The organism is Rhodococcus sp. RCBS9 (genome assembly GCF_029457415.1).
GTDB classification, from domain to species: Bacteria; Actinomycetota; Actinomycetes; order Mycobacteriales; family Mycobacteriaceae; genus Rhodococcus_F; species Rhodococcus_F qingshengii.
In genome coordinates this window covers 2,668,138-2,688,421 of the sequence record NZ_CP120422.1, presented here as the reverse complement: position 1 = coordinate 2,688,421, position 20,284 = coordinate 2,668,138, and the positions used below count along the sequence as shown (strand labels likewise).

Annotated in this window: 22 protein-coding genes; 12 read left to right on the top strand and 10 right to left on the bottom strand. The window is 63.6% G+C overall.

Annotation, left to right across the window (positions count from 1 at the left end):
• Positions 1-588: a DinB family protein gene (locus P0M12_RS12740; protein ID WP_003944177.1), complete on the bottom strand. Its 588-nt coding sequence runs from the start codon at positions 586-588 to the stop codon at positions 1-3.
• Positions 589-606: 18 nt separating this feature from the next.
• Between P0M12_RS12740 and P0M12_RS12735 the strand changes: the two genes are divergently transcribed.
• From P0M12_RS12735 to P0M12_RS12720, 4 genes are all read left to right on the top strand, one after another.
• Complete coding sequence (locus P0M12_RS12735) at positions 607-1,854, top strand: hypothetical protein (protein ID WP_277377817.1); 1,248 nt, start codon at positions 607-609, stop codon at positions 1,852-1,854.
• 68 nt (positions 1,855-1,922) lie between these two features.
• Positions 1,923-3,569: an MFS transporter gene (locus tag P0M12_RS12730; RefSeq protein WP_050657053.1), complete on the top strand. Its 1,647-nt coding sequence runs from the start codon at positions 1,923-1,925 to the stop codon at positions 3,567-3,569.
• 3 nt (positions 3,570-3,572) lie between these two features.
• Positions 3,573-4,025, top strand: a complete 453-nt coding sequence (locus tag P0M12_RS12725; protein WP_007735911.1) for a DUF6325 family protein — start codon at positions 3,573-3,575, stop codon at positions 4,023-4,025.
• Positions 4,022-4,315, top strand: coding sequence for an SHOCT domain-containing protein (locus P0M12_RS12720; RefSeq protein WP_030535874.1), 294 nt, complete (start codon positions 4,022-4,024; stop codon positions 4,313-4,315). Before P0M12_RS12725 ends, P0M12_RS12720 begins: the two co-directional genes overlap by 4 nt.
• Position 4,316: 1 nt before the next feature.
• Here the strand turns inward: P0M12_RS12720 and P0M12_RS12715 are convergent, their stop codons facing one another.
• From P0M12_RS12715 to P0M12_RS12695, 5 genes are all read right to left on the bottom strand, one after another.
• Complete coding sequence (locus P0M12_RS12715) at positions 4,317-5,000, bottom strand: SagB family peptide dehydrogenase (RefSeq protein WP_277377816.1); 684 nt, start codon at positions 4,998-5,000, stop codon at positions 4,317-4,319.
• Positions 4,997-5,977 carry an ABC transporter substrate-binding protein gene (locus P0M12_RS12710; RefSeq protein WP_204855109.1) on the bottom strand — a complete coding sequence of 327 codons (981 nt, stop codon included), beginning with the start codon at positions 5,975-5,977 and terminating at the stop codon, positions 4,997-4,999. Before P0M12_RS12710 ends, P0M12_RS12715 begins: the two co-directional genes overlap by 4 nt.
• Complete coding sequence (locus tag P0M12_RS12705) at positions 5,974-6,768, bottom strand: ABC transporter ATP-binding protein (RefSeq protein WP_042453274.1); 795 nt, start codon at positions 6,766-6,768, stop codon at positions 5,974-5,976. The genes P0M12_RS12710 and P0M12_RS12705 overlap by 4 nt, the downstream gene beginning before the upstream one ends.
• Positions 6,765-7,832 carry an iron ABC transporter permease gene (locus tag P0M12_RS12700; RefSeq protein WP_042453275.1) on the bottom strand — a complete coding sequence of 356 codons (1,068 nt, stop codon included), beginning with the start codon at positions 7,830-7,832 and terminating at the stop codon, positions 6,765-6,767. Before P0M12_RS12700 ends, P0M12_RS12705 begins: the two co-directional genes overlap by 4 nt.
• 84 nt (positions 7,833-7,916) lie before the next feature.
• A complete protein-coding gene (locus tag P0M12_RS12695; protein ID WP_277377815.1) occupies positions 7,917-9,176 on the bottom strand; it encodes an MFS transporter in 1,260 nt (419 codons plus the stop codon).
• 92 nt (positions 9,177-9,268) lie between these two features.
• Between P0M12_RS12695 and P0M12_RS12690 the strand changes: the two genes are divergently transcribed.
• From P0M12_RS12690 to P0M12_RS12670, 5 genes are all read left to right on the top strand, one after another.
• Positions 9,269-9,457 (top strand): streptamidine-related RiPP repeat protein, encoded by a 189-nt coding sequence (locus P0M12_RS12690; protein WP_003943543.1) that lies wholly within the window; start codon positions 9,269-9,271, stop codon positions 9,455-9,457.
• A 94-nt stretch (positions 9,458-9,551) separates the two neighbouring features.
• The gene (locus P0M12_RS12685; protein ID WP_042453280.1) at positions 9,552-10,364 is read left to right on the top strand and encodes a hypothetical protein; all 813 of its coding nucleotides are present in this window, start codon (positions 9,552-9,554) and stop codon (positions 10,362-10,364) included.
• Positions 10,361-11,791 carry a CocE/NonD family hydrolase gene (locus P0M12_RS12680; protein ID WP_064073626.1) on the top strand — a complete coding sequence of 477 codons (1,431 nt, stop codon included), beginning with the start codon at positions 10,361-10,363 and terminating at the stop codon, positions 11,789-11,791. The genes P0M12_RS12685 and P0M12_RS12680 overlap by 4 nt, the downstream gene beginning before the upstream one ends.
• The gene (locus P0M12_RS12675; RefSeq protein WP_277377814.1) at positions 11,784-13,124 is read left to right on the top strand and encodes a YcaO-like family protein; all 1,341 of its coding nucleotides are present in this window, start codon (positions 11,784-11,786) and stop codon (positions 13,122-13,124) included. The genes P0M12_RS12680 and P0M12_RS12675 overlap by 8 nt, the downstream gene beginning before the upstream one ends.
• Entirely contained in the window at positions 13,121-14,413 is a 1,293-nt protein-coding gene (locus P0M12_RS12670) for a YcaO-like family protein (RefSeq protein WP_064073628.1), read from the top strand. The genes P0M12_RS12675 and P0M12_RS12670 overlap by 4 nt, the downstream gene beginning before the upstream one ends.
• On the opposite strand, the gene P0M12_RS12665 is transcribed toward P0M12_RS12670, so the two are convergent.
• Positions 14,360-15,331 carry a hypothetical protein gene (locus tag P0M12_RS12665; protein WP_277377813.1) on the bottom strand — a complete coding sequence of 324 codons (972 nt, stop codon included), beginning with the start codon at positions 15,329-15,331 and terminating at the stop codon, positions 14,360-14,362. The genes P0M12_RS12670 and P0M12_RS12665 overlap by 54 nt on opposite strands.
• Positions 15,332-15,382: 51 nt before the next feature.
• Between P0M12_RS12665 and P0M12_RS12660 the strand changes: the two genes are divergently transcribed.
• Positions 15,383-16,009 (top strand): TetR/AcrR family transcriptional regulator, encoded by a 627-nt coding sequence (locus tag P0M12_RS12660; RefSeq protein ID WP_042453289.1) that lies wholly within the window; start codon positions 15,383-15,385, stop codon positions 16,007-16,009.
• A 6-nt stretch (positions 16,010-16,015) separates the two neighbouring features.
• On the opposite strand, the gene P0M12_RS12655 is transcribed toward P0M12_RS12660, so the two are convergent.
• The 3 genes from P0M12_RS12655 to P0M12_RS12645 all read right to left on the bottom strand — a co-directional run bounded on the left by P0M12_RS12655 (position 16,016) and on the right by P0M12_RS12645 (position 18,351).
• On the bottom strand, positions 16,016-16,456 hold the full coding sequence (locus P0M12_RS12655; RefSeq protein ID WP_003943598.1) for a PAS domain-containing protein: 441 nt from the start codon (positions 16,454-16,456) through the stop codon (positions 16,016-16,018).
• A 111-nt stretch (positions 16,457-16,567) separates the two neighbouring features.
• A complete protein-coding gene (locus tag P0M12_RS12650) occupies positions 16,568-17,308 on the bottom strand; it encodes an ABC transporter ATP-binding protein (RefSeq protein WP_003943539.1) in 741 nt (246 codons plus the stop codon).
• Positions 17,305-18,351, bottom strand: coding sequence for an ABC transporter permease (locus P0M12_RS12645; RefSeq protein ID WP_042920776.1), 1,047 nt, complete (start codon positions 18,349-18,351; stop codon positions 17,305-17,307). Before P0M12_RS12645 ends, P0M12_RS12650 begins: the two co-directional genes overlap by 4 nt.
• Positions 18,352-18,465: 114 nt before the next feature.
• On the opposite strand from P0M12_RS12645, the gene P0M12_RS12640 reads away from it, so the two are divergent.
• Positions 18,466-19,668 (top strand): sensor histidine kinase, encoded by a 1,203-nt coding sequence (locus tag P0M12_RS12640; protein ID WP_003943587.1) that lies wholly within the window; start codon positions 18,466-18,468, stop codon positions 19,666-19,668.
• A complete protein-coding gene (locus P0M12_RS12635) occupies positions 19,665-20,282 on the top strand; it encodes a response regulator transcription factor (protein WP_003943536.1) in 618 nt (205 codons plus the stop codon). The genes P0M12_RS12640 and P0M12_RS12635 overlap by 4 nt, the downstream gene beginning before the upstream one ends.
• The last annotated feature ends 2 nt before the right edge of the window (positions 20,283-20,284 follow it).

Below are 20,284 nucleotides of genomic sequence, written 5' to 3'. Positions count from 1 at the left end.
TCAAGCGTGGTGGGCCTCGCGTGCCGCCGTCTCCAGACGGTCGGTGTACTCGGCCCACCACGCCTCATCGCCGGGAGCCAGATTGTTGTCGCCCGCCTTCATCCCAGCGGCGCCGTCGATCAGCTCCCGCACGATGTCCGCGTGGCCGGCGTGCCGATGGATCTCGGTGACAACGTGAACGAGTATCCGGTGCAGTGTGACGTCGCGACGATCCTCCGGCCAGTGCTTCACGAAGCCGGGGGCGTCCAGATCGTGCTCCTCGATCGTGGCGTCGGCGAAAGCCCAGGTGCGGCGATAGGTTTCGACGATGTCGGCAGTGGACTCGTCGGCGCGGGCCCACATGTCGACGTTGAGTTCCTCCGAACGCAACCACGCGGGGAGATCGGGAACCCGACGGCCGAACGTAGGACCGAAATACCCGAGCTCGACGCCGATCATGTGTTTGACCAGACCCAACAAGTTGGTCCCTGTCCGGGTCATCGGGCGCCGAATGTCATACTCCGACAGCCCGTCGAGCTTCCAGACGAGCGCATCACGTGCTGCCTGCAGGTACCGCTGGAGATCTTCCTTTTCCGAGTTGGTGGTCATGAAACCAACCTAAACCGAGTGGAGCAGACATTGACAGCGGTCGAGGATCTGACCGAGGTTGCCTCCCGGGCCGTCGCCGCCGAGCGTGACGCCCGGTCGGTGCGCTGGCACAACCCGGCAGCCGTCCGCAAGGCTGCCGCGGCCGTCCGTGATTCGCTCGCCGACGAACGATCAGCGCTGAGCCGACCGTCGTACAGCGGGTTGTCACCGTCGCCGCACATGGCGCGCCAACTCGAACTGATCACGACGTTGCAGCCGCCACTGCCCGCCGACGCCGGCATCGGCACCGCCGCGCAGGCCGAGGCCGACGCCGTCGCCGCGGTGACCACCGCACGGATAGCCTTGCGCGCCGCCCACCTTGCGGTTCTCGAAGCACGCGTCGCCGCGCTCGATGCCGGTGACACCGATACCGTCGCCGCCGCGATCCGTGGTTACGTCCCGCTGAACTCGGGCAACCCCGTCGTCCGGCATGTGCAGGATCTCGGCTCCCGGATCCGTGAGGAAGCACGGCACGTGGTGAGTGGAAAGCCTCGGTCGATCGCTTTTCGGCTGGGGCTGAGCCTCGGAATGGGCTTGGCGTACCTGGCATTCATTCGCCTCTTCCAGTGGGACACCAAGGAAGATCGACTGCCTTACCTTGCGCTGTATGCACTCTCGGGTGTGGTCGGAAGCGTCGTGTGCACCAATGCGCTCAGCTTCGACGCCGGCCGCGTGCGCGCTGCGTTGTCCGGTGGAACGAGGCTCTGGCACGTGCTCGTCGCGAAAAACGCGGTGATGCTGCTCCTCGTCGGCAGCGCCGGGTTCCTGCTCAGCGCCGTCCTCGCGTGGCGCTCCGGAAGCAGTGCCGACCTGGTGAAGGCGTGCGGCCAGGTGCTGACCATGATCCTGCTCTGGTTGGGGGTCGCGAACGTGATGTCGGTGAGCTTGCCGCTGCGGGCAGAACCGATGACGGCGCGGCGCCACGACGGCACGTGGAAGCAGTTCCTGCTGTCCTTCGTCATCTCGTACGGTGTCGGACTGATCGTCAATCTGATGCTCTACTGGCGCGTCTGGGCAAAGACGACGCTTCTCGAGCAGATGGGCGGTCCGTGGATTCCGGTCCTGCTGCTCCTCGCGAGCGCGGCCGCGACGTGGCTGTTGCTGACCGTGCTGGCCGTACTCCTGGCCGAGCAACCGCGCTTCCGGCGCGCCTTGCACCGGGAGATGGTGGTCTACCGCGAAGAAACCAACCACTTGCAGGCGACCATTCAGCACAATTCCGGCTAATGTAGCCGTGCGTGGCTGATCCGGGCACGTCGCGAGTACACGCAGTGTCGAGGAAGGCGTGACCCATCATGTCCGTAAAGCCTGGCGCGGCCGCCACAACGGCCGCCGTGAGCACCGCCTCCTGGCTACCACTCATCGTGGTGGTCCTCACCCAGATTCAGGCGTCGTTCGCCGTCAACGCCCTGACCGTCTCGATGGCCGGCATCACCACCGATCTCGACACGCCCGCAACAAGTGTCGGCACCGCGATCACCGCGGGCACCTTCGCCATGGCTGCCTTCATTCTATTGGGGGCCAAGATCGGCGCCCGTTACGGAACGCGTCTGGTCTTCCAGATTGCCGTCGCGATTCACGGCCTCGCAATGGCCGCGGTCGCCCTGAGTCAGAGCCCGGCAATGCTGTTCGTGGCCCAAGCTGCATCCGGCGCCGTGATCGCCCTCATCGCTCCTGCGTTGACGGTCTTCATCGCCACGAACTTCAGTGGCGATCAGCAGGCAAAGGCCATCGGTTACCTGGCAGCAGCAATCCCGGCGGCCGGTGTGCTGGCGCTGCTCATCGCCGGTTCCTTCGCGACGACGATCGGGTGGCGATACTCGTTCGCCCTCGTCGTGGCTCTCGCGGTGGTCAACCTGATCCTGAGCTTCCGGGTCAAACCTGTTCCCCCGCAGAAGGACATCACCATCGACTGGGCCGGCGCCGCCATTGCTGCCGTTGCCGTCATCCTGCTCAGCTTCGGTTTCAGCGGCCTGAACTCGTGGGGCGTCATCCTGGCCACCGACGCTGCGCCGTTCTCGGTCATCGGTGTTTCACCCGCGGCCATCCTGATCGTCCTCGGCACCATCTGCGCGCAGGGATTCTTCCAGTGGACGCGAAGCCGCAAGGCGCAGAACAAGCCTCAGCTCTTCAACCTCGACGTCCTCAAGACCGGCGCCGAGCGCGCCACCACGATTTGCATGGCGACGATGATGTTCGTGGGAACCGCGGCCAACTTCCTCATTCCGCTGTACATGCAGATCATCCAGGGCCGCAGCAGCTTGCAGACGTCGTTCTCGATCATCCCGTACACACTTTCGATCTTCATCGCGAGCACCGTAGTCGCGCGTCTGTACAAGACGTACTCCCCGCGTCTGATCGCACGAGCCGGGTTCGTCGTCGTTGCCGCTGGACTCATCTTGTTGGCCTTCACCATTCGTGGCGACTGGCATCAGATCTTTGTCGTCATCGGACTGATCACCCTCGGCCTCGGGCAGGGCGCCATCGTTGCGCTGGTGTTCAACACCCTCCTCACCGCAGCTCCCAAGGAACTGGCCGGCGACGTCGGTGCCTGGCGGGGACTGGTACACAACATGTCCGGCAGCGTCGGCATCGCGGTGGCCAGCGTCTTCGCCGTCGGAATCCTCGGTTCCCTCGTCAGCTCGCAGCTGATCGACAACCCCACCATCCCGGCATCACTCAAGGTCGAGTCCGGGATCAATCTCGACCAGGTCAACTTCGTCCCCAACGATCAACTCGTCGTGACGCTCGAAAACACCTCGGCGACACAAGCACAGATCGACGAAGCCATCCGGATCAACACCGAAGCGCGCTTGCGCGCCCTGCGAACCTCGCTACTCGTCCTCGCCGGACTCTCCCTGCTCGCCATCATTCCGGCCGGCCGCATGCCCGACGAAGTACCTGCTCTGGAAGAACCGCAACCCACGAAGGGCAAGAAGTAACCGATGTCCAACCAAGACCAATTCGGTCCGATCGAATACGTTGCCGTCGAGTTTCCCGGCGGTGCACCGACCTCCGCAGGATTCGAGCAGCTGCTCACTCTCGTCGACTCCGGCGTGATCCGCATCCTCGACCTCGAGTTCGTCACCAAAGCCGCCGATGGATCAGTGGCCGTCGTACCGGCATCGACCTTCGAACTCGCAGATTTCGATCTGGCGCAGTTCGACGGCGCTGCCTCCGGACTGCTCGACGCCGGCGACATCGCCGCCGTTGGTGACGAGTTGGCCACCGGTAGTGTTGCCGCCGTGCTCGTTTACGAGGAACTGGCCATACTGCCGGTGATCGACGCGTGGACACGCAGCGGCGCAAAGATTGTCACCGAAGGTCACCTGAGCTTGGACGAACTTGCCACCGCACTCGACAACACCGCACCAGGCAACACGGAGAAGGACGCATGAGTTTCTTGAGGCGAGCCGGCCGGGTAGCCGTCGCAAGCTCCATTCACGGCAATGTTCAGCGCCGTCAGCGGACCCGTTGGGCCGCCGAAGATCAGGCTCGCGCAGCGCAGGCCCAGCCGGTGCCCCCGATTCCCGATCTACCACCCCTGCCACCGCAGGCAGCTCCGGCAGCTCCGGCAGCATCGATGGACTTGAAGCTCGAACAGCTCACCAAGCTGGGCGAACTCAAGAATGCGGGAGTATTGACCGAGGCCGAGTTCGAGACCCAGAAGGCGCGCATCCTCGCCTGACCTAGCTGGGCCGCCCGAGTGCAAAAGCCATGACGGGAAGCTGCGTCGTCGCGAGATTCAACAGAGATGCCACTCGCGCATCCGTGAATCCTGCGATGGCGCAGCCCACAAGTCCCATCGCCTCGGTCACGAGGTACAGATTCTGAACCAGCACACCGGCATCCACGTGCATCGTGCGGTAGTGCCGCATCGCGTACTTCTCGAGCGGCGCTTCCACGTCGGCAACCACAAACAGAAGAACCGGGAACACGTCGACGAACTCGGGTTGGAGAAGGCTCGCTCGAAGGTGCTCTCGCACGTCGCCTGGCCGGACAGCTTCGGCACGGCCTCGGGCATATCGGTATACCCCGGCTCCGAGCTCGTCTCCGGGTCGGCTGAGAACAAACGACAGCGTCAGTTCGCGCATCCCGCCCGCCGTCGGGCTGCTGACAACACTGTGGTGCAACATGTTTGACAGCTCGCCTGCTCGGAGTGCCGTCTGTGCGGGGTCGTAGCGGCTCCGCCGTGCCTGCAAGACGTCCGCGAACCCGCAGGCCGGCAGTGGCGTCGCGGCCGGCAGTTCCACGGATTCACACGTCACCGGCGGCAGTGCGTGCTCGTCGAACGGTAGCTCCGACGGACTCACCGTCCGGTCCAACACTGCATGCAGCGATACGACGGCCTCGATGCGATCGAGTGCGGTCACGAACCCGGGTGCAGCAGGCGAGACACCTCGCCGGCCCCGTCGATCGAGACCAACTCGCCGGCGAACCACGCCTCCGGAACGGCAAAGATCGCATTCGACGCCGCGGCGGGGGTTCCGGCAAATGCCGTCCGCGCGGCATCCAGGGTGGATTCCCGAGCCGACTCGGTGGAGTAGACGACGAGGACAGCCTTCGGCGACTTCGCGAGCACCGATTCCGTGGCTACCTGGCCGAAGTACTTTCCGTCAGGAAGGTCGTTCTCGAAAAGATTGCTTCCCCCGGCGGCCTCGAGCACACTGCTGTAGAGGCCCCTGGCCAGAGCATAGGACTGTCCCTCCGAAACCTGAACCATCACAGTGGGAACCGGCTCCTGCCCGGCGACAGATGCCTCGGTTGCTGCGAGGGACTTCTTGCCGTCGGCCAGGAGGGTTGCTGCCGCGTCACTAGTTCCGGTCAAGGCGCCGAGACCGTCAAGGTCGGACCAGACGTCGTCGATCCGCCCCTCGGTGACGGCCTTGTGGCAGTAGCCGCTGTTCACGAAGATCGGGATGCCGAGGTCACGCAATTCGTCCATGGTCTGCAATCGGTCACCGTCGAACCAGTATTCCCCGTCGGAGACGATCAGATCCGGACGGGCGTCGAGCAATGCTTCTTTCGCGGGAACTCCGGCGCTCAGCACCGGCACGGCCGCGAACTGATCAGCGAGTTCGGGGCTGGGAGGAGAGAGGTCGGTATTCGATTGTCCGACAATGCGGTCGGCGGCGCCGAGCTGAATGAGAAGTTCCGTCATCGACGGATACAGCGAGACAATCCGCTCCGCCGTCTTGGGCACCGTGACCTCGCGATCACAATTGGTGACGGTGATCTTCTCGGACGACGACGCCGCCGAATCCGCCGTGGAGTTTCCGCATGCGGCCAGTACTGCGGTGGCGGTAACGGCCGAGCACATCAGCGCGGCAGTACGTATCGAGGATTTCAAGACACTGCTTCTTTCGTGTGTAGGAGCGGAGGGGCGAACGAGAGCAGGGGGCGCCCGGTCAACGGATGAGTGCCGAGATGCACCTGAACCCCGAATACTTCGGACAGCAGGTCCTCGGTGAGGACCTCGGCCGTTGGTCCTGTCGCGACAACTACCCCGCCGGAGAGCAGACAGACGTAGTCGCAATACGCTGCGGCCAAGGCGAGTTCATGGATCGCGACAATCGTCGTGGTACCGAGTTCGGCGACCAGTTCCATCAATTCGAGTTGAGCACGGATGTCGAGGTGGTTGGTGGGCTCGTCCAGGACCAGCACCGACGGTTGTTGAGCGATCGCCCGGGCCAACATCACACGCTGCTTTTCTCCGCCGGACAGTTCGGCGAAGAGACGTGATCCAAAGCCCTGCATGCCGGTTCGCACCAGTGCTGCGCTGACGATGTCTCGGTCGATCTCGCCGAGTCGAGAGAACGCGCTGTGATGCGGCGTCCGACCCGTTGCAACCACCTCGCGGACGCTGAACGAGAAATCGGATGAATGCTCCTGCCCCACAACACCGATGATGCGTGCTGCCGATCGAGGCGAGAGATCGTCCCAAACATTCACCTCGTCCACCTTCACGATTCCGCTTCGAGGCTTCATCGAGCGATACAACGCGCGAAGGAGGGAGGACTTTCCACTGCCGTTCGGTCCGACGAGTCCGACCACGCTTCCCTCGGGCGCTTCGAGGTCTACACCCGAAACCACGAGGCGTCCGCCCCGAACGACGTGAATTCCGCTGGCCGACAATCTCATGACTGCGCACCGCCGTCCCGTCGAAGCAACCAGAGGAAGAACGGTGCACCCAATCCGGCGGTGATGATCCCGAGCGGTAATTCGTTGGGCGCATCCAACATCCGAGCCGCAAGATCGACGATCACCAGGAAGGTGGCACCAACCAACGCGGTCGCGGGGAGCAGCTTGCCGTGATCGGAACCGACCAGAAGTCGTACGGCGTGCGGCACGAGCAGCCCCACGAAACCGATTCCCCCGGCGACGGATACGACAACCGCGGTCAGCAACGACGCGATCACCAGTAGTAGCAACCTGGTACGGCGCACGTCCACGCCGACCGATTGCGCGCTCTCGTCTCCCATGGCCAACGCGTTGAGTTGGCGCGATTGTGTCAACAGAATTGCCGCACAGACGGTGATCACCGCGGCGGGCACACCGAGATCCGACCAACTGGCCCCGCTCACCGAGCCCAGCAACCAGAAGAGCACTCCCGAAAGCTGACTCGGATCGGCGCGCAACTGCACAAAACTTGTTGCAGCCGAGAGCAGATAGCCGATGGCAACTCCGGCCAGGACCATGCGCAGCGGGACGAGCATTCCCTCTCGCCGACCCAGGACGAGAACCGCGATCAGGGAGATCATGGCCCCCAGGAAGGCTGCCACCGGGACACCGATCGACAGGCCGGTGCCGATGCCGGTCGTCATGATCAGTACTGCACCGAAGGATGCTCCGGAACCCACGCCCAGAATGTACGGATCGGCAATCGGGTTGCGCACCAACGCTTGCAGCACGGCGCCGGCCAACGACAATCCGGCGCCCGCCAATGCCGCAATCAGAATGCGCGGTACCCGCAATCCCCACACGATCCGATCGAGCAGCGGGTCGACCGGCGGACCGCCGACGTGTGCGTACAACACCGCGAACACGTCGGCAAAGGACACCGACGCGGCACCCGACCACACCGCGACGGTGGAGACCGCGACAAGCACAACCGCCGTGGCCAACAGAAACGGGACGTACCCGCGCTCGCCGACGGGATGTGGACGCGACGGCACTCGTGGTGCTGCCTCGCTGGTCAGCGTCATCGCACTCCTGAGTCGGTGGGGTTCGCAGTCATGAACAGGTGGATCTAACCATAACGACAGTCGTTTTCATTAATAGTCACATGCTCATCTGTGCGGGTAAGGGTCGGTCCGCAGCGCGCTCGCCCACGCGAAGAGCGCCCCGACCAGCGCAAAGATGCACGCAACGAGGTAGGCGGTGCCGATGTCCCAGCGTCCTGCGATTGCCCCGGCAATCAAGGCGCCGACCGGCGAACCACCCCAGGCGACCATCCTCGCCGTGGTGTTCACGCGCCCCTGCAGACGATCCGGAGTCAGGCGCTGACGTGCACCGATGCCATTGAGGATGGTGACGGTCGCACAGCCGGAGTAGACGACGAGCGCCGTGATCGCGGCGCCGGTGTTGCCGGTTGTCGCAACGACGAACAGCACCACCGGGGCGATGGTCAGCGCCCCGACAGTGATCGCCCCGACCGGCCACTGCGCCGGTAGGCGTGGAAGCACGAGCGCCCCGACCACTCCACCCACGGAGACGGCCGTCCACACGGCGCCGATCATCGGACTCGACGTCGAAATCCCAAGCCTCTCGGATGCGTACACCACCAGGAGCGCCGTAACCGCACCCTGCGTCAGGGAATTGACGAAGCCGACGCCGGTCAAGGCTCGCAGAAGCGGCGACCGCCAGAGGAAGCTGAGGCCCTCGCGTATGTCACGCGCAATTCCGGTTCCCGACTTCTTCGGCGCCGCAGGAGTAATCGAAAACGAGGCTCCGATCGAGGCCATGGCCAGCCCGGCCAGTACGTAAGCCAGTGCATCAGCACCCAATGCGTAGGCCGGGCCGATCGAGGCCACAAGCACGCCGGCTATCGCCGGAAAGACAACATCGATCAGCGTGCTGGACGTCCACAGCGCGCTGTTGGCCGCCGGTATCCTCTGCCGACCGACCAGAGCAGGCAGCGCTCCGAAAGCAGCGGCGTCGAACCACACGAAACACGTTCCGATGCACATCGATACGCCGACGGAATGCCACGCCGTCAATACGCCGAGTGCCTGCGCTGCCGGAATACTCGCCAAAGCAAGTGCAGCTACGGCCTGCGCACACAGGATGACCGTCCGCCGGTTGACTCGGTCTGCCACGGCGCCGGCGAACAAGCCGAACACGAGATACGGCAGAACCGTCCCCGCAGCCGCGAGCGAGGTGAGAAACGGAGACCGGCTGATGTCGAACACCAGGATCGGCATGGCCACTCCGGTGACCGCCGCACCGGCTACGGCAATCGTACGAGCCGTGAAGAACAATCGAAACGATCTGTCCCGAAAGACATGTGGTTGCGCTTCGACGGATCCCGTCGTCGGGGTCTCGCTCATGTATGCACTCTCTTGTACCTGTTGCTCTCCGTGGCGATCTTTCGTACGGTGGCATCGTAATGGAAATGGTTTCCATTACGGAAGGGATGACAATGAGCAACATTTCGTTCGACAGCGTCTCCAACTCGGCTCCGGCCAATGCACTCCAGGGCGTCGGCACCAACGCTCTCGTCGACAACCCGTTCACCTTCGAGCCGGTTGCCGAGGCAACGTCCGCACACGCCCTGCAGGGTGTGGGCACCAACGCCCTCGTCGACAACCCGTTCAGCTTCCAGAGCTGAAACCTCCCCTGATCCAGACTGTTTCGACAGTCTGATCAGCCGATGACCCCGCCCGCATCCGACTCGTCGGGTGCGGGCACCGACAAGGAGATCCGTGTACGCCCTCGCCGACGGACACCAGCTGTATCCGACCCCGGACGGTGTTTGGCATTACCTGACACCGGACGAGAACGCGGTCACGATCGGCGCGCCGGCCGAAGACCTCGCGGAACTCGACAACTTTCTCAGGCGCTCTGGTTCGGTGCTCGGCCCGGGAGCTATCGAGATCGCCGACGCCCTCGTCTCTCGCGGCGTGCTGGCTGTTCCAGGTCAAGTGCCAGAGATTCCGCGCCCACAGCGTGTGCTGATGGACGGGATCGGGCCCGTTGCCGATGCTTGCATCGCCCTGCTCTCCAAGGCTCTTCCGCATCTCGAGGTCGTATCCACCACTGCGCCAATCGAAGACGATGTTGCGTCGTCGGACCTCGTACTGTCGGTTGCCGACGCTCCTCCTCACGACGCGTGGTCGGAACTCGATACCTGGTGCCGCCACAGCCGAACTCCGTGGCAACGCGTCCACACGGAGCTGGGTGAGATCTGCATCGGTCCCTTCTTCGACGGCATCGACAGCGCAAGCTACCGGGACGTCTGCGGTCGACGGCTTGCTGCGTCGCGCGTCCCGGATCATCTGCAGGCACTGTGGAATCACCTCGCCGGCAGCGAACCTCGCCCGCTCGAACTTTCACCCACCGCAGCCGCAATGGCCAGTGCGCTTGCATGTTCGGACGTCGTGGCTGGTGTGCATGGCGCACCGCCATCACACCTTCACCACCAGATCCGGATGAATCCGCGAACCCTCATGATGACTCGCCATCCCGTGCTACCACTGCCCGGCGGCGTTCTCGAACCCGCGCCGACGCTCCGGTGATCTCACTCGGCGTGAAGATCCCGGCAGCAGACGGTTCTTCGTTGGCTACGGATGTGCTTCTCCCACCGGATTCTTCACCGCGGGGACTGATCGTGATCCGCACCCCGTACGGGCGTGGATGGCATCTGGCGGAGGGGATCGAATGGCGATCACGAGGAATTGCATTCATCTCGCAGGACGTACGCGGACGGCACGATTCCACCGGCTCTTGGGTACCGTACGTCCACGAGCGCGAGGACGCCGCCGCCCTGGCCGAGTGGCTGCAGGATCAGCCGTGGACACCGGAGTGCGTCATCGCGAGCGGGGCTTCGTATGCGGCCGGAACCGCCTGGGCATTTGCTGCCGAGACCAACAGCGCCGATCGGTCATTTCGTGTAGACGGCGTCGTCTCCAAGGTGCCGACCATCGGAAGCGACCGCGTCAAACGTGATCCCTCGGGGATACTCCTCCTCGCCGAGCATCTGGCGTGGTGGGGCGAGCACGGAGATTCGTCTTCCTCCCGTGAGGGTTTCATCCCTGAACTGATGCGTTCGGATTCAGCTTTGCTGGAACATCTCCCGGTGCAGTCGATGATCGAGAAAGTCGGTCTGACCTCCGATTCACCGGGCTGGTTGACGCCGATCCTTCGCGCTCGTAAACGCGAAGACTTCGGTGGCGATGATCTGGTGTCCGCGGACGAACTCTCCGAACTCGACATCGCCGGGCTGCACATCGGCGGTTGGGACGATGCGATGATTCGGGAGACACTGCGGCACTTCACGTCCGTGGGGCGCGGGCCGCAGAGTTTGATCGTGGGCCCCTGGGCGCACGACCTCCGCCCGGGAAGGGTCGGCGAGACAAGTTTCGGCCGCCTTCAGGTCGAGTGGATGGAATCGGTATTCGCTGCGCGGCCCCTGACCATCAATCGGGTATTCGACCGGGGTGTCGGCGAATGGTCGACCGAACCGTTTGTCACGGGTGCGAATCGCGTTCATCTCGAACCAGATCGGAAGGATGCGGCCTACAGCTTCCTGTATGACGCCTTACGGGACCGAAACAACTGTGTTGTCTTGACTTTCGATATCAAGCACGACTCCGTACTCTCCGGAACACCATCGGTGGAGCTGAAAGTGTATTCACCCGAGGGCGAAGCCGATTGGATCGCCGAACTGAGCGTCGTCGATCCCGCTGGAGTTACCAGATCGATCGCACGGGGCGCGGGTGTCAGCCTGCAGCCGACGATGGTGACCATCGATCTGGATCCCGTGTTGCACACTGTGCGCGCGGGTGATGTCTTGACGCTGCGGATCGCCGGCTCGGACTTCCCACGACTCGCACGCAATCTCGGAGACGGTGATCGCTATCGAGGAACACGCAGTACCGCACTGCACCAATCATTTTCCGGGTCGTTGACCCTGCCGATACTCGGAGGAACTGCCGGTGGATGACTTGCTGGTCGACGCCCGGAGCGGCGTGCTGACCTCACTGGAACCACACATTCGCTCGGACATGCCGACAGGCTGGGTCGGTTGGGCCGCGAGGGTGGCCGACACCAGAAACTTCGGCGGCAGCGGTTCACTGTTTCGCGCGGACCCTTACGGATTCGGGGCTTCGATACGCGACGATGCAGCAGCTCGCGGGGCGGCGACCGGTGAGGCCGTCGAAAGATATTGCGGCAACGTGGTCCCCGAGGATCTGGTCCGCAGCAGTGCATCAGCGCTGGAACTGGCCGGCTCACGGGTCGTCGATCCCGCTGAATTTGCGTTGTACAGCGAGGATCAGTACCGCCTTCCCGGATTCCCCTTTGTTCCCTTCACCTCTGATCTGAACATTCGCTGGGCATTGGGTCACACCATGGACGAAAAGGTGCCCACCTACGTGCCTGCGGCCCTGACTTATCTCGGGTACTACACAGGCACCCGTCGCTGCGAGCCACCGATCGCGTCGTTGCAGTACGCCGGAATCGCAGCGGGACGCTCACGCGACGAGGCCGAGATGTCAGCTCTGCTGGAACTTCTCGAACGCGATGCCACCGCGCTGTGGTGGTGCGGGGACCGGTCACAGCCGGCGATCGAGCTTTCCGACTGGGAGCGGTTGCCTGCGCACCGCCAACTCGGGGATCTGGAGAGCCAGACCCGGAGCGTTCGAGTGCTTCTGCTTCCCTCCCCCTTCGGCATTCCCGTCGCCGCAGCGTGGATCCGCGATGACCGACGTGGACTGGTCGCGCTGGGCACAGCTTGTCGACCGACGGTGGAGGCGGCAGTCTCGAAGGCGCTTGTCGAGGCGTATGCCGTACTTGCCATCACGATCGACCTCGCCGACCCCGACGGGCCGACCTGGCGCAGCGTGGCGGACGGAACGCTGCCGGCGCACCTGTACAAACCCTTTCGGGCCGACCGTCGTTACCGGGACGAGTTCGATCCGCAATGGAAAGACGTCGTCGATCTGCCGACCGTTGCCCAGCTTTATCTTGATCCCACGATGGCCCTGGCCGCGGAGGAACATCTCTTCGACTACACCGAAACACTCTCGGTATCAAAGATTCCCGACGAAGCGCCGTTGGATCTGGCTTCTCTCGTAGCGCTTCTGACGTCACGGGGACACCAGCCGATTTCCGTCGATCTCACCACCGGCGACATCTCGATTGCCGGGTTGCACGTCGTCCGCATCCTGACTCCGGGCCTGTACAACAACGCCCCGGCAGCCTTTCCCCTTCTTGGAGGTAGCAGATTGACCAGCGCATCGACCACCCATCTGCATCTGCCGGTCCCCCTCGCATGACATCTTCGCTCGTCGACCGCCGAACTGGGATCATTCGAGAGCTGGTCGACGCCGTTGTTCCCCAGCACTTTCCGCCCGAGTTCAAGCTGATTCACTCGTATGTCAGTGATTCAGCACGCTTTACACCCTGGTCCAGTGACTCGGCCGGCGCCGGATATTGCTTCGATCTGGGTGACCGTGCGCGGCCTACCGCAGCTGCGATAGGCGAAGCGGTGGAACGGTATTGCGGCAACATCGTCGCCAAACCGATCGTCCGCGGGTCCGCCGAAGCGTTGATCGGAGCAAGCATCGAGCTGTCACAACTCGCGCGTTTCGACGCTGCCCAGTACGCGCGGCCACAGTTCCCGTTCGTCGAACCAACCGACGATCTGGAGATGGACTGGACTCGCGGAGCCGACCTGATCACGGGTTCGGATATCTGGGTACCGGCCGAACTCGTCTGGGGTTCGTATCCTCATTTCGTCGCCCGGACGGGTCCGGCGATCTCTCCGGTGGCTCAGGCGGGTCTCGCCGCCGGTCCCACGACGGAATTCGCGATACGGAATGCACTGCGCGAGATAGTCGAGCGCGACGCGATGACGTTGTCCTGGACCGGAAGACGCGGCGTTCGGATCGTCACCGGCATTCCCGAGGTGCTTCGGCGACTGGGGAATCACGGCACCCTCTCGACCAGGTGGTTGTCATTCGACAGCGATTTCGGGATCCCGGTGCTCGGCGCCCTCGTCCACGACGGACTCACCGGATACTCGACCATCGGTACCGCCTGCCACGAAGAAGCGCAGACGGCTGCGTTCAAGTCACTCGGCGAAGCGCTTCAGCTGCAGCTGCTTTCCGCCGACTACGACAACCCGGAGAGCGGCATCGGTCGAGCCGCGGCCTCCCCGACCAGTCCGCTTGCGCCGTGGCGAGCTGACCGAAGCTACGCAGGCGCCTACCGATCGGATTTTGCCGACGTGATGGACTACGGATGCCACTTGCAACTTCACCTGGACCCGGAGATCCAAGCACGATTCGAGAGTGAGCTGGTCGGTGCCGTCGTCGGCGAGGTGGGACTCGACTCTCTGACATCAGCCGCCGGCACCGAAAGCGCTCTGACGGCAGCCGGTTTCCGGCCGGCATGGGTCGATCTCACCACAACTGATGTTCTCCACGCCGGCCTGCACGTCGTCCGCGTCGTCGTACCCGGTTGTCTCACCAATGCGGCCGCCGGATTGCCGTTTCTCGGCTCGCCCCGACTAGTGGACTGTCTTGCCGGACGATCGGCTCGCACCATCCCATTGCCGCACTGACAGTTCGGGAACCGCCGCTTGCAACGACTCGGTGGTTTCCACCGCGTGGAACCACGTCGGCTTCGAGATCGCGGCATCCCGAATCACCTGCACGGCGCGCGCGGCGATAGCTGCCGTCGCGACCGACTGGCTAAGCCCCGAAACCCACAGCGCCGGGCCGGTATCCGCTCGGGCCATCGCTACCCAACGATCCGAGCCCCACAGCTTCTTCGGCACGACCTTCTGTAGCGCGGGTGCCCACGTCATGGCCGCAAGTCCGAGCGTCGCGGTGGACGTGTCCAATCGCAGGTACGTCCTGACCGGAACACCGAGGTCTCGCGTCAACGCATGCTGGTCCGAAAAGTCGGCCCGCACAGCAGGACCGGTGCGGTAGCCGGTCGCATCGGCCGGTATTCGAAACGTCTTCATCCCGGTGTAGTTGCGGACCGATCGTCCGTCGGGATCAGGAAACCTCGTGCCCAACATCCCGTACGTCCACGCCGTTGCGGCCGGCCCGTGTAGTTCTCCACCGCCGAGGCCGATCAGGATGTACACGGGTCCGTCGCCGAGTCGATGCGCCTCGGTTGCAAGGACACTGGTCAATCCCGGCGCCAACCCGACGCCCATGAGAACGGGTCCGTCGACCGCTTCCAATTCTTCGCAGTAGCTCGAGGTCGCCGTGATGTCGACGAATGCCGCCCCACCGCGTACCGCTTCGTCGGCCAGGCGAACATCCTCGAAACCCGACGCATTCACCACGACATCGAAGTCTCGAACCACAGTCGAATACGCGCCTGGTTCTTTAAGATCAACGACGACGTCCGCGCGGGCAGGGTCACGGCCGGCGGAGTACGCGGAGATTTCGGGGACCTTCGCGAGTTGTTTCATCAGGGGAATCCCGACGGCACCGTAGCCACCGAGTACAAGAACCTTCGTCATTACTTCACCTCCCGAGTCGCTAGAGTTCGACTCTAGAGTTAGACTCTAACCATGACTGAGGTTCTTCGGGAAGACACGTCGGCGCGGCGCAAGATCATCGAGGCAGCGCGTGAGGTTTTTGTCGATCCCGGCTACGCGGCCGCCACGATCAAGCAGCTTGCCGCGGCGGCGGGCGTGTCGGTGCAGAGTGTCTATTTCGTGTTCGGCAACAAGCCGAGCGTGCTGTCAGCACTACTCGACGTGGCCGTTGCGGGCGACGAGGAAAAGACGGCAACTCTCGACCGTCCGTGGGTGGCGGCAGCACTCGGCGCCCCACATCCACTCGGGCAACTCCGGATTCAGGTTCACCACGGACGGCTCATTCTGGAACGCACCGCAGACATCCTGCTGGCACTGAGGGCCGCCGCTTCCGCCGACGAGGACGCCGCCCGTCTGTGGCAAATCAACCGCACTCAGAGACGCACGGTGCAGGAACATCTGATGGTCGGCATCGTCGAAAAAGCGCCGGCCGTCGACCTCGAAACAGCTGTGAACGTCGCACTCACGCTGCTCAGTCCCGAGACCTATACAGACCTCGTGGTCGGCGCGGGTTGGACCGGCCAACAGTACGAAGAATGGGTGGTCAACACCCTTGCCGCCACCCTCGGCCTGGACCGAACCGTCAAATCCCGGAAGTAGCTGGGACTACTTGGTGGGCTTGTCGTCGATGTGCCGTGGGTTGTTCCACAGGCGCTCCGTCAGATCGTGGAGGACGGCAAGGGTGATCGTGTCGTCGTCCCGTCGGAGCAGAGACTGGCTGACCGTCGCGCGCACCAACGTGGAGTCGGAGTGCACGAACTCCTTGACCGAGCCCGGCTCGGAACTCAGTTCACGATGGGCCTGCTCTGCACTGACGTCGTCGGCATCCTTGTCGTAGAGGATGTCCTGCAAACGCAACGCCGAGACGGCCTTCTTGGGATATCCCAGCATGTCAGCGAAAGACGGGTTGGCAAAAACGATGCTGCCATCGCGGTGAACGGCCATGACCGGCACCGGAAGCCTGTCGAGGAGAATCAGGGCAGGCATCTGCTCCAGATCCGCAATCGGCGATTGTGGCGGCTGCGCAACGTTGCGGCGGCGTTCCATAACACGTCCTCTCAAGTTGCCCGAGTCGACAACAGTCTAACTGCCCAGCAAATCGCGGGTTGACTTCCCGCCCGGATGCAGTGACGAATGCCCGAATCGTGCCCGCCTGAGTCACGCCGCGAGCGCCTCCTGATCCTCCGCCAAGGAACCGTCAACAACACGATAGACAGTATCCATCCGAGACAGGTGACTTCGGTCGTGTGTCACGAGAAGGGTTGCCGCCTCGCGTTCCCGCACCACCCCGATGATCAGATCCATGACAGCGGCACCGCGCTCCTGATCGAGCGCACTCGTGGGCTCGTCGACCACGAGAAGCTGCGGATCGTTCATCAATGCTCGCGCGAGATTGACGCGCTGTCGCTGCCCACCCGACAGCTGGGACGGCCGTTTTCCGCTCTGATCCGCGAGCCCGACAGCGTCCAGCAAATCCATCGCTTTTGATTTCACGGCCTTGCGACGGGCCCGTGACGTGAACACGGACTGCCCCAGATGCGCCATCACCTCGAGCTGCTCCAGTGCAGTCAGCGAAGACACGAGGTTCGACTGTTGGAAGACGATGCCGATCGACGAGCGTCGCAGCTCCGACGCCGCCCGCCGACTCAGCGCAGCGATGTCGGTGCTGCCTTCCGGCGTCCGGAGATAGACGTGCCCGGAATCCGGACGGATCAGCGTCGACGCCACCGCCAACAGGCTGGACTTGCCCGAACCCGAGGGCCCGGTGATCGCGGCGATCTCGCCGCGGTGCAGTCGCAGAGACACGTCGTCCAGCGCCGTCACCCGCGATTGCCCATCGGGAAACGTCAGATCGACGTTCTGGATGTCGAGAACTGTGGTGCCGGTTGTCATGGTCATCGTGCGCTCCCCAATGCTGTGAGTGGATCGGTGGTCGAGAGGAATCGAAGTGCAAAGGCCGCGCCGAGCAGACCGAGCCCGATCAATGCCACGGCAGGTACGACGGTGGTGGATGCGTCCAGGACGAACGGCATGGCGTCACCGATCAGCGATCCGGCCACGGCCGTCAGCCCGATTCCGACGGTGACACCGGCAATCAGAACGATGAGCGCCTGACCCAGTGCGTCGCGCACCAGCGAACCGGTAGTCGCACCGAGCGCCTTCAGCGTCGCGATGTCCGGAGTTCGCTGGATCGTCCATACCGTGAAGAACGCACCGATCACCAGGGCTGAGATCGCGAACAACATGAGCGTCATCAACGTCAACGACCCGTTCTCCGACTTGTACGAACCGATCGCGTCGAGCGAACCGCTGACCGTCGTCGACGTCGTCGCAGCCGCCTTGTCCGTTGCGGAAGCGTCAGAGGCTCCGGTGACAGCCAGTACTGTCGCAACTCCGCCGCGTGGATTGGCCGCCTGCCAGTCGTCGAGCGTCATCCAGACGACGGGCGAATGGCTGTACCAGTCGTCACCGCGAACGGCGCTGACGGTGAACTGCTTCGTACCGACGCTCACCTGATCGCCGGCGCCCGCCCCCAGTTCGCGGGCGGCACCTTCGCTCAACACCACCGTGCCTGACGCCGACGGCGTCACGTCACCGAAACCGCCATCAGCGCCGAACAGGGCCACCGACTTCTGATTTCCGTCGGCCAATCCCGCTTTCCCGCGACCGATTCCGATGGGATCGACGTCCTTCGACGTGGAGGTCCAAGCGTTGACCTGGTCCTGCGTGAGCGCCGACTCGTCGAACGACGCCCCGGCTCCGGTGTCGGCGAACACCACCGTGTCGGCATTCATGGCCTCGATGGCCGACACGTTCTGATGGCGAAGTCCTGCAGTCAACCCGCTGAGAAAACTGACCAGAAGTGCAACCAACAGAACCACGACGGAGATCAGCGCGAAACGACCTCGCGCTGCCCGTAAGTCCCTCATTGCGACAAACACTGTGAATTCCTTTCCTGTGCTTGCCTCTACGCTCTCGCGGATGCAGACTCTTTCCATCGCACCTCGGATCGACATTCCAGCGCTCGAAAGAACCATCCCGGTTTACAACTTTTGATGGATGAACCAGGCCCGAACCTCGCTAAGCTGGGCGAGATGCACCGATCTCCGCTCACGCCTGTCTTCGCCGGCCTACAACTGGGCCTGCATGTCCTTGTCATGGCGCTGGCCGGTGTGGTGTTTCTTCGAGCGCTGATCGACGAATCCGACCTGACCGCAACAATCATCGCGTTGGCCGTGATCTTTGTTGCCGTCTATCTTTTCGGGGTCGCCAAAAGGCTGCGCGGCAACGCTGCCCGCTGGTGGCTGGCCGTGCTGACCCTCGTCTGGATCGCGACGATGGCGGTATCCGCCGACGCCGCCTACCTCGCGTTCGGACTCTTCTTCCTCTATCTCCATATTCTGCGACGCCCCTGGAGTCTTCTCGCCGTCACCGCGGCAACGGCTGTCGCCGTGGTCGGCACCGGCCTGCATCGTGGATGGACGATTGCCGGCGCCGTCGGCCCGATCATCGGCGCTGCCGTAGCGGTTGCAATCGGCCTCGGATATCAAGCGCTGTACCGCGAGGCAGCCGAGCGCGGTCGTCTCATCGACGAGTTGATGAATACTCGTGAAGAATTGGCGTCGACGTCTCGCGATGCCGGAAAATTCGCGGAACGTGAAAGACTCGCCGCCGAGATTCACGACACCGTGGCCCAGGGACTTTCGAGCATCCAGATGCTCCTTCACGCTGCCGAACGCGCCGATCCGGACAGCCCGGCCATCCGTCAGATCAGCCTCGCACGGGAAACTGCCGCGGACAGTCTTGCCGAAACCCGCCAACTCATAGCCGAATTGACGCCCGCGGCCTTGGACGGTCAGTCGCTCGCCGACGCGCTTCGTCGAATCTGCGAACGCGCGAGCAGTCCTGAACTGGAAGCGCGCTCCGTGGTCGAAGGCGAGGCAGTGCGGCTGCCGATGCCCCTCGAAGCAACATTGGTACGCATCGCTCAGGGCGCGGTGTCCAATGTTCTCCGCCATGCCGATGCAACCAGAATGGCTGTGACACTGACCTATTCCGATGACACCGTCAGCCTCGACGTGGTCGACAACGGTCGCGGTTTCGACGTGGCAGTTCTCGAACGTGGCCCGGCGGAATCTTTCGGCCTCAATGCAATTCGCCGACGCGTCGAACTGCAGGGCGGGACTTTCTCCATCGAGTCCGAGCCGGGACACACGGCCGTCGCAGTGACGTTTCCTCTCGAAGTCGGCGAACCGTGATCCGCCTGCTGCTCGCCGACGATCACGCGATCGTGCGCGCCGGGTTACGAGCGCTGCTCGAAAGCGAAGCCGACATCGAGGTAGTCGGCGAAGCGGGCACCGCCGAGGAAGCCATAGCCTTCTGCGCCACCACGCCGGTCGACCTCGTGCTCATGGACCTGCGATTCGGCCCCGGGAAGACGGGCGTCGACGCCACCCGCGCGGTGTGCGCGCTGCCGAATCCGCCGCACGTACTCGTCGTGACCAACTACGACACGGATGCAGACATCTTGAGCGCTGTCGAGGCCGGGGCCAGCGGGTACTTACTCAAGGACACACCACCGGTCGAGTTGCTGTCAGCCGTCCGTGCCGCTGCGAGCGGGGACAGCGTTCTCTCCCCCGCCATCGCGTCGAAGCTCATGACTCGGGTACGCAAACCCGAAACCAGCCTCAGCCCAAGGGAAATCGAAGTTCTGAAGTTGGTGGCGGCGGGTCGCTCCAACCGAGAGATCGGCAAAGAACTGTTCCTGAGTGAGACCACGGTCAAATCGCATCTGGTTCACATCTTCGGCAAGTTGGGAGTGAAGTCGCGGACGTCGGCGGTAGCTCGTGCGCGGGAGCTGGGTTCGATCTGACA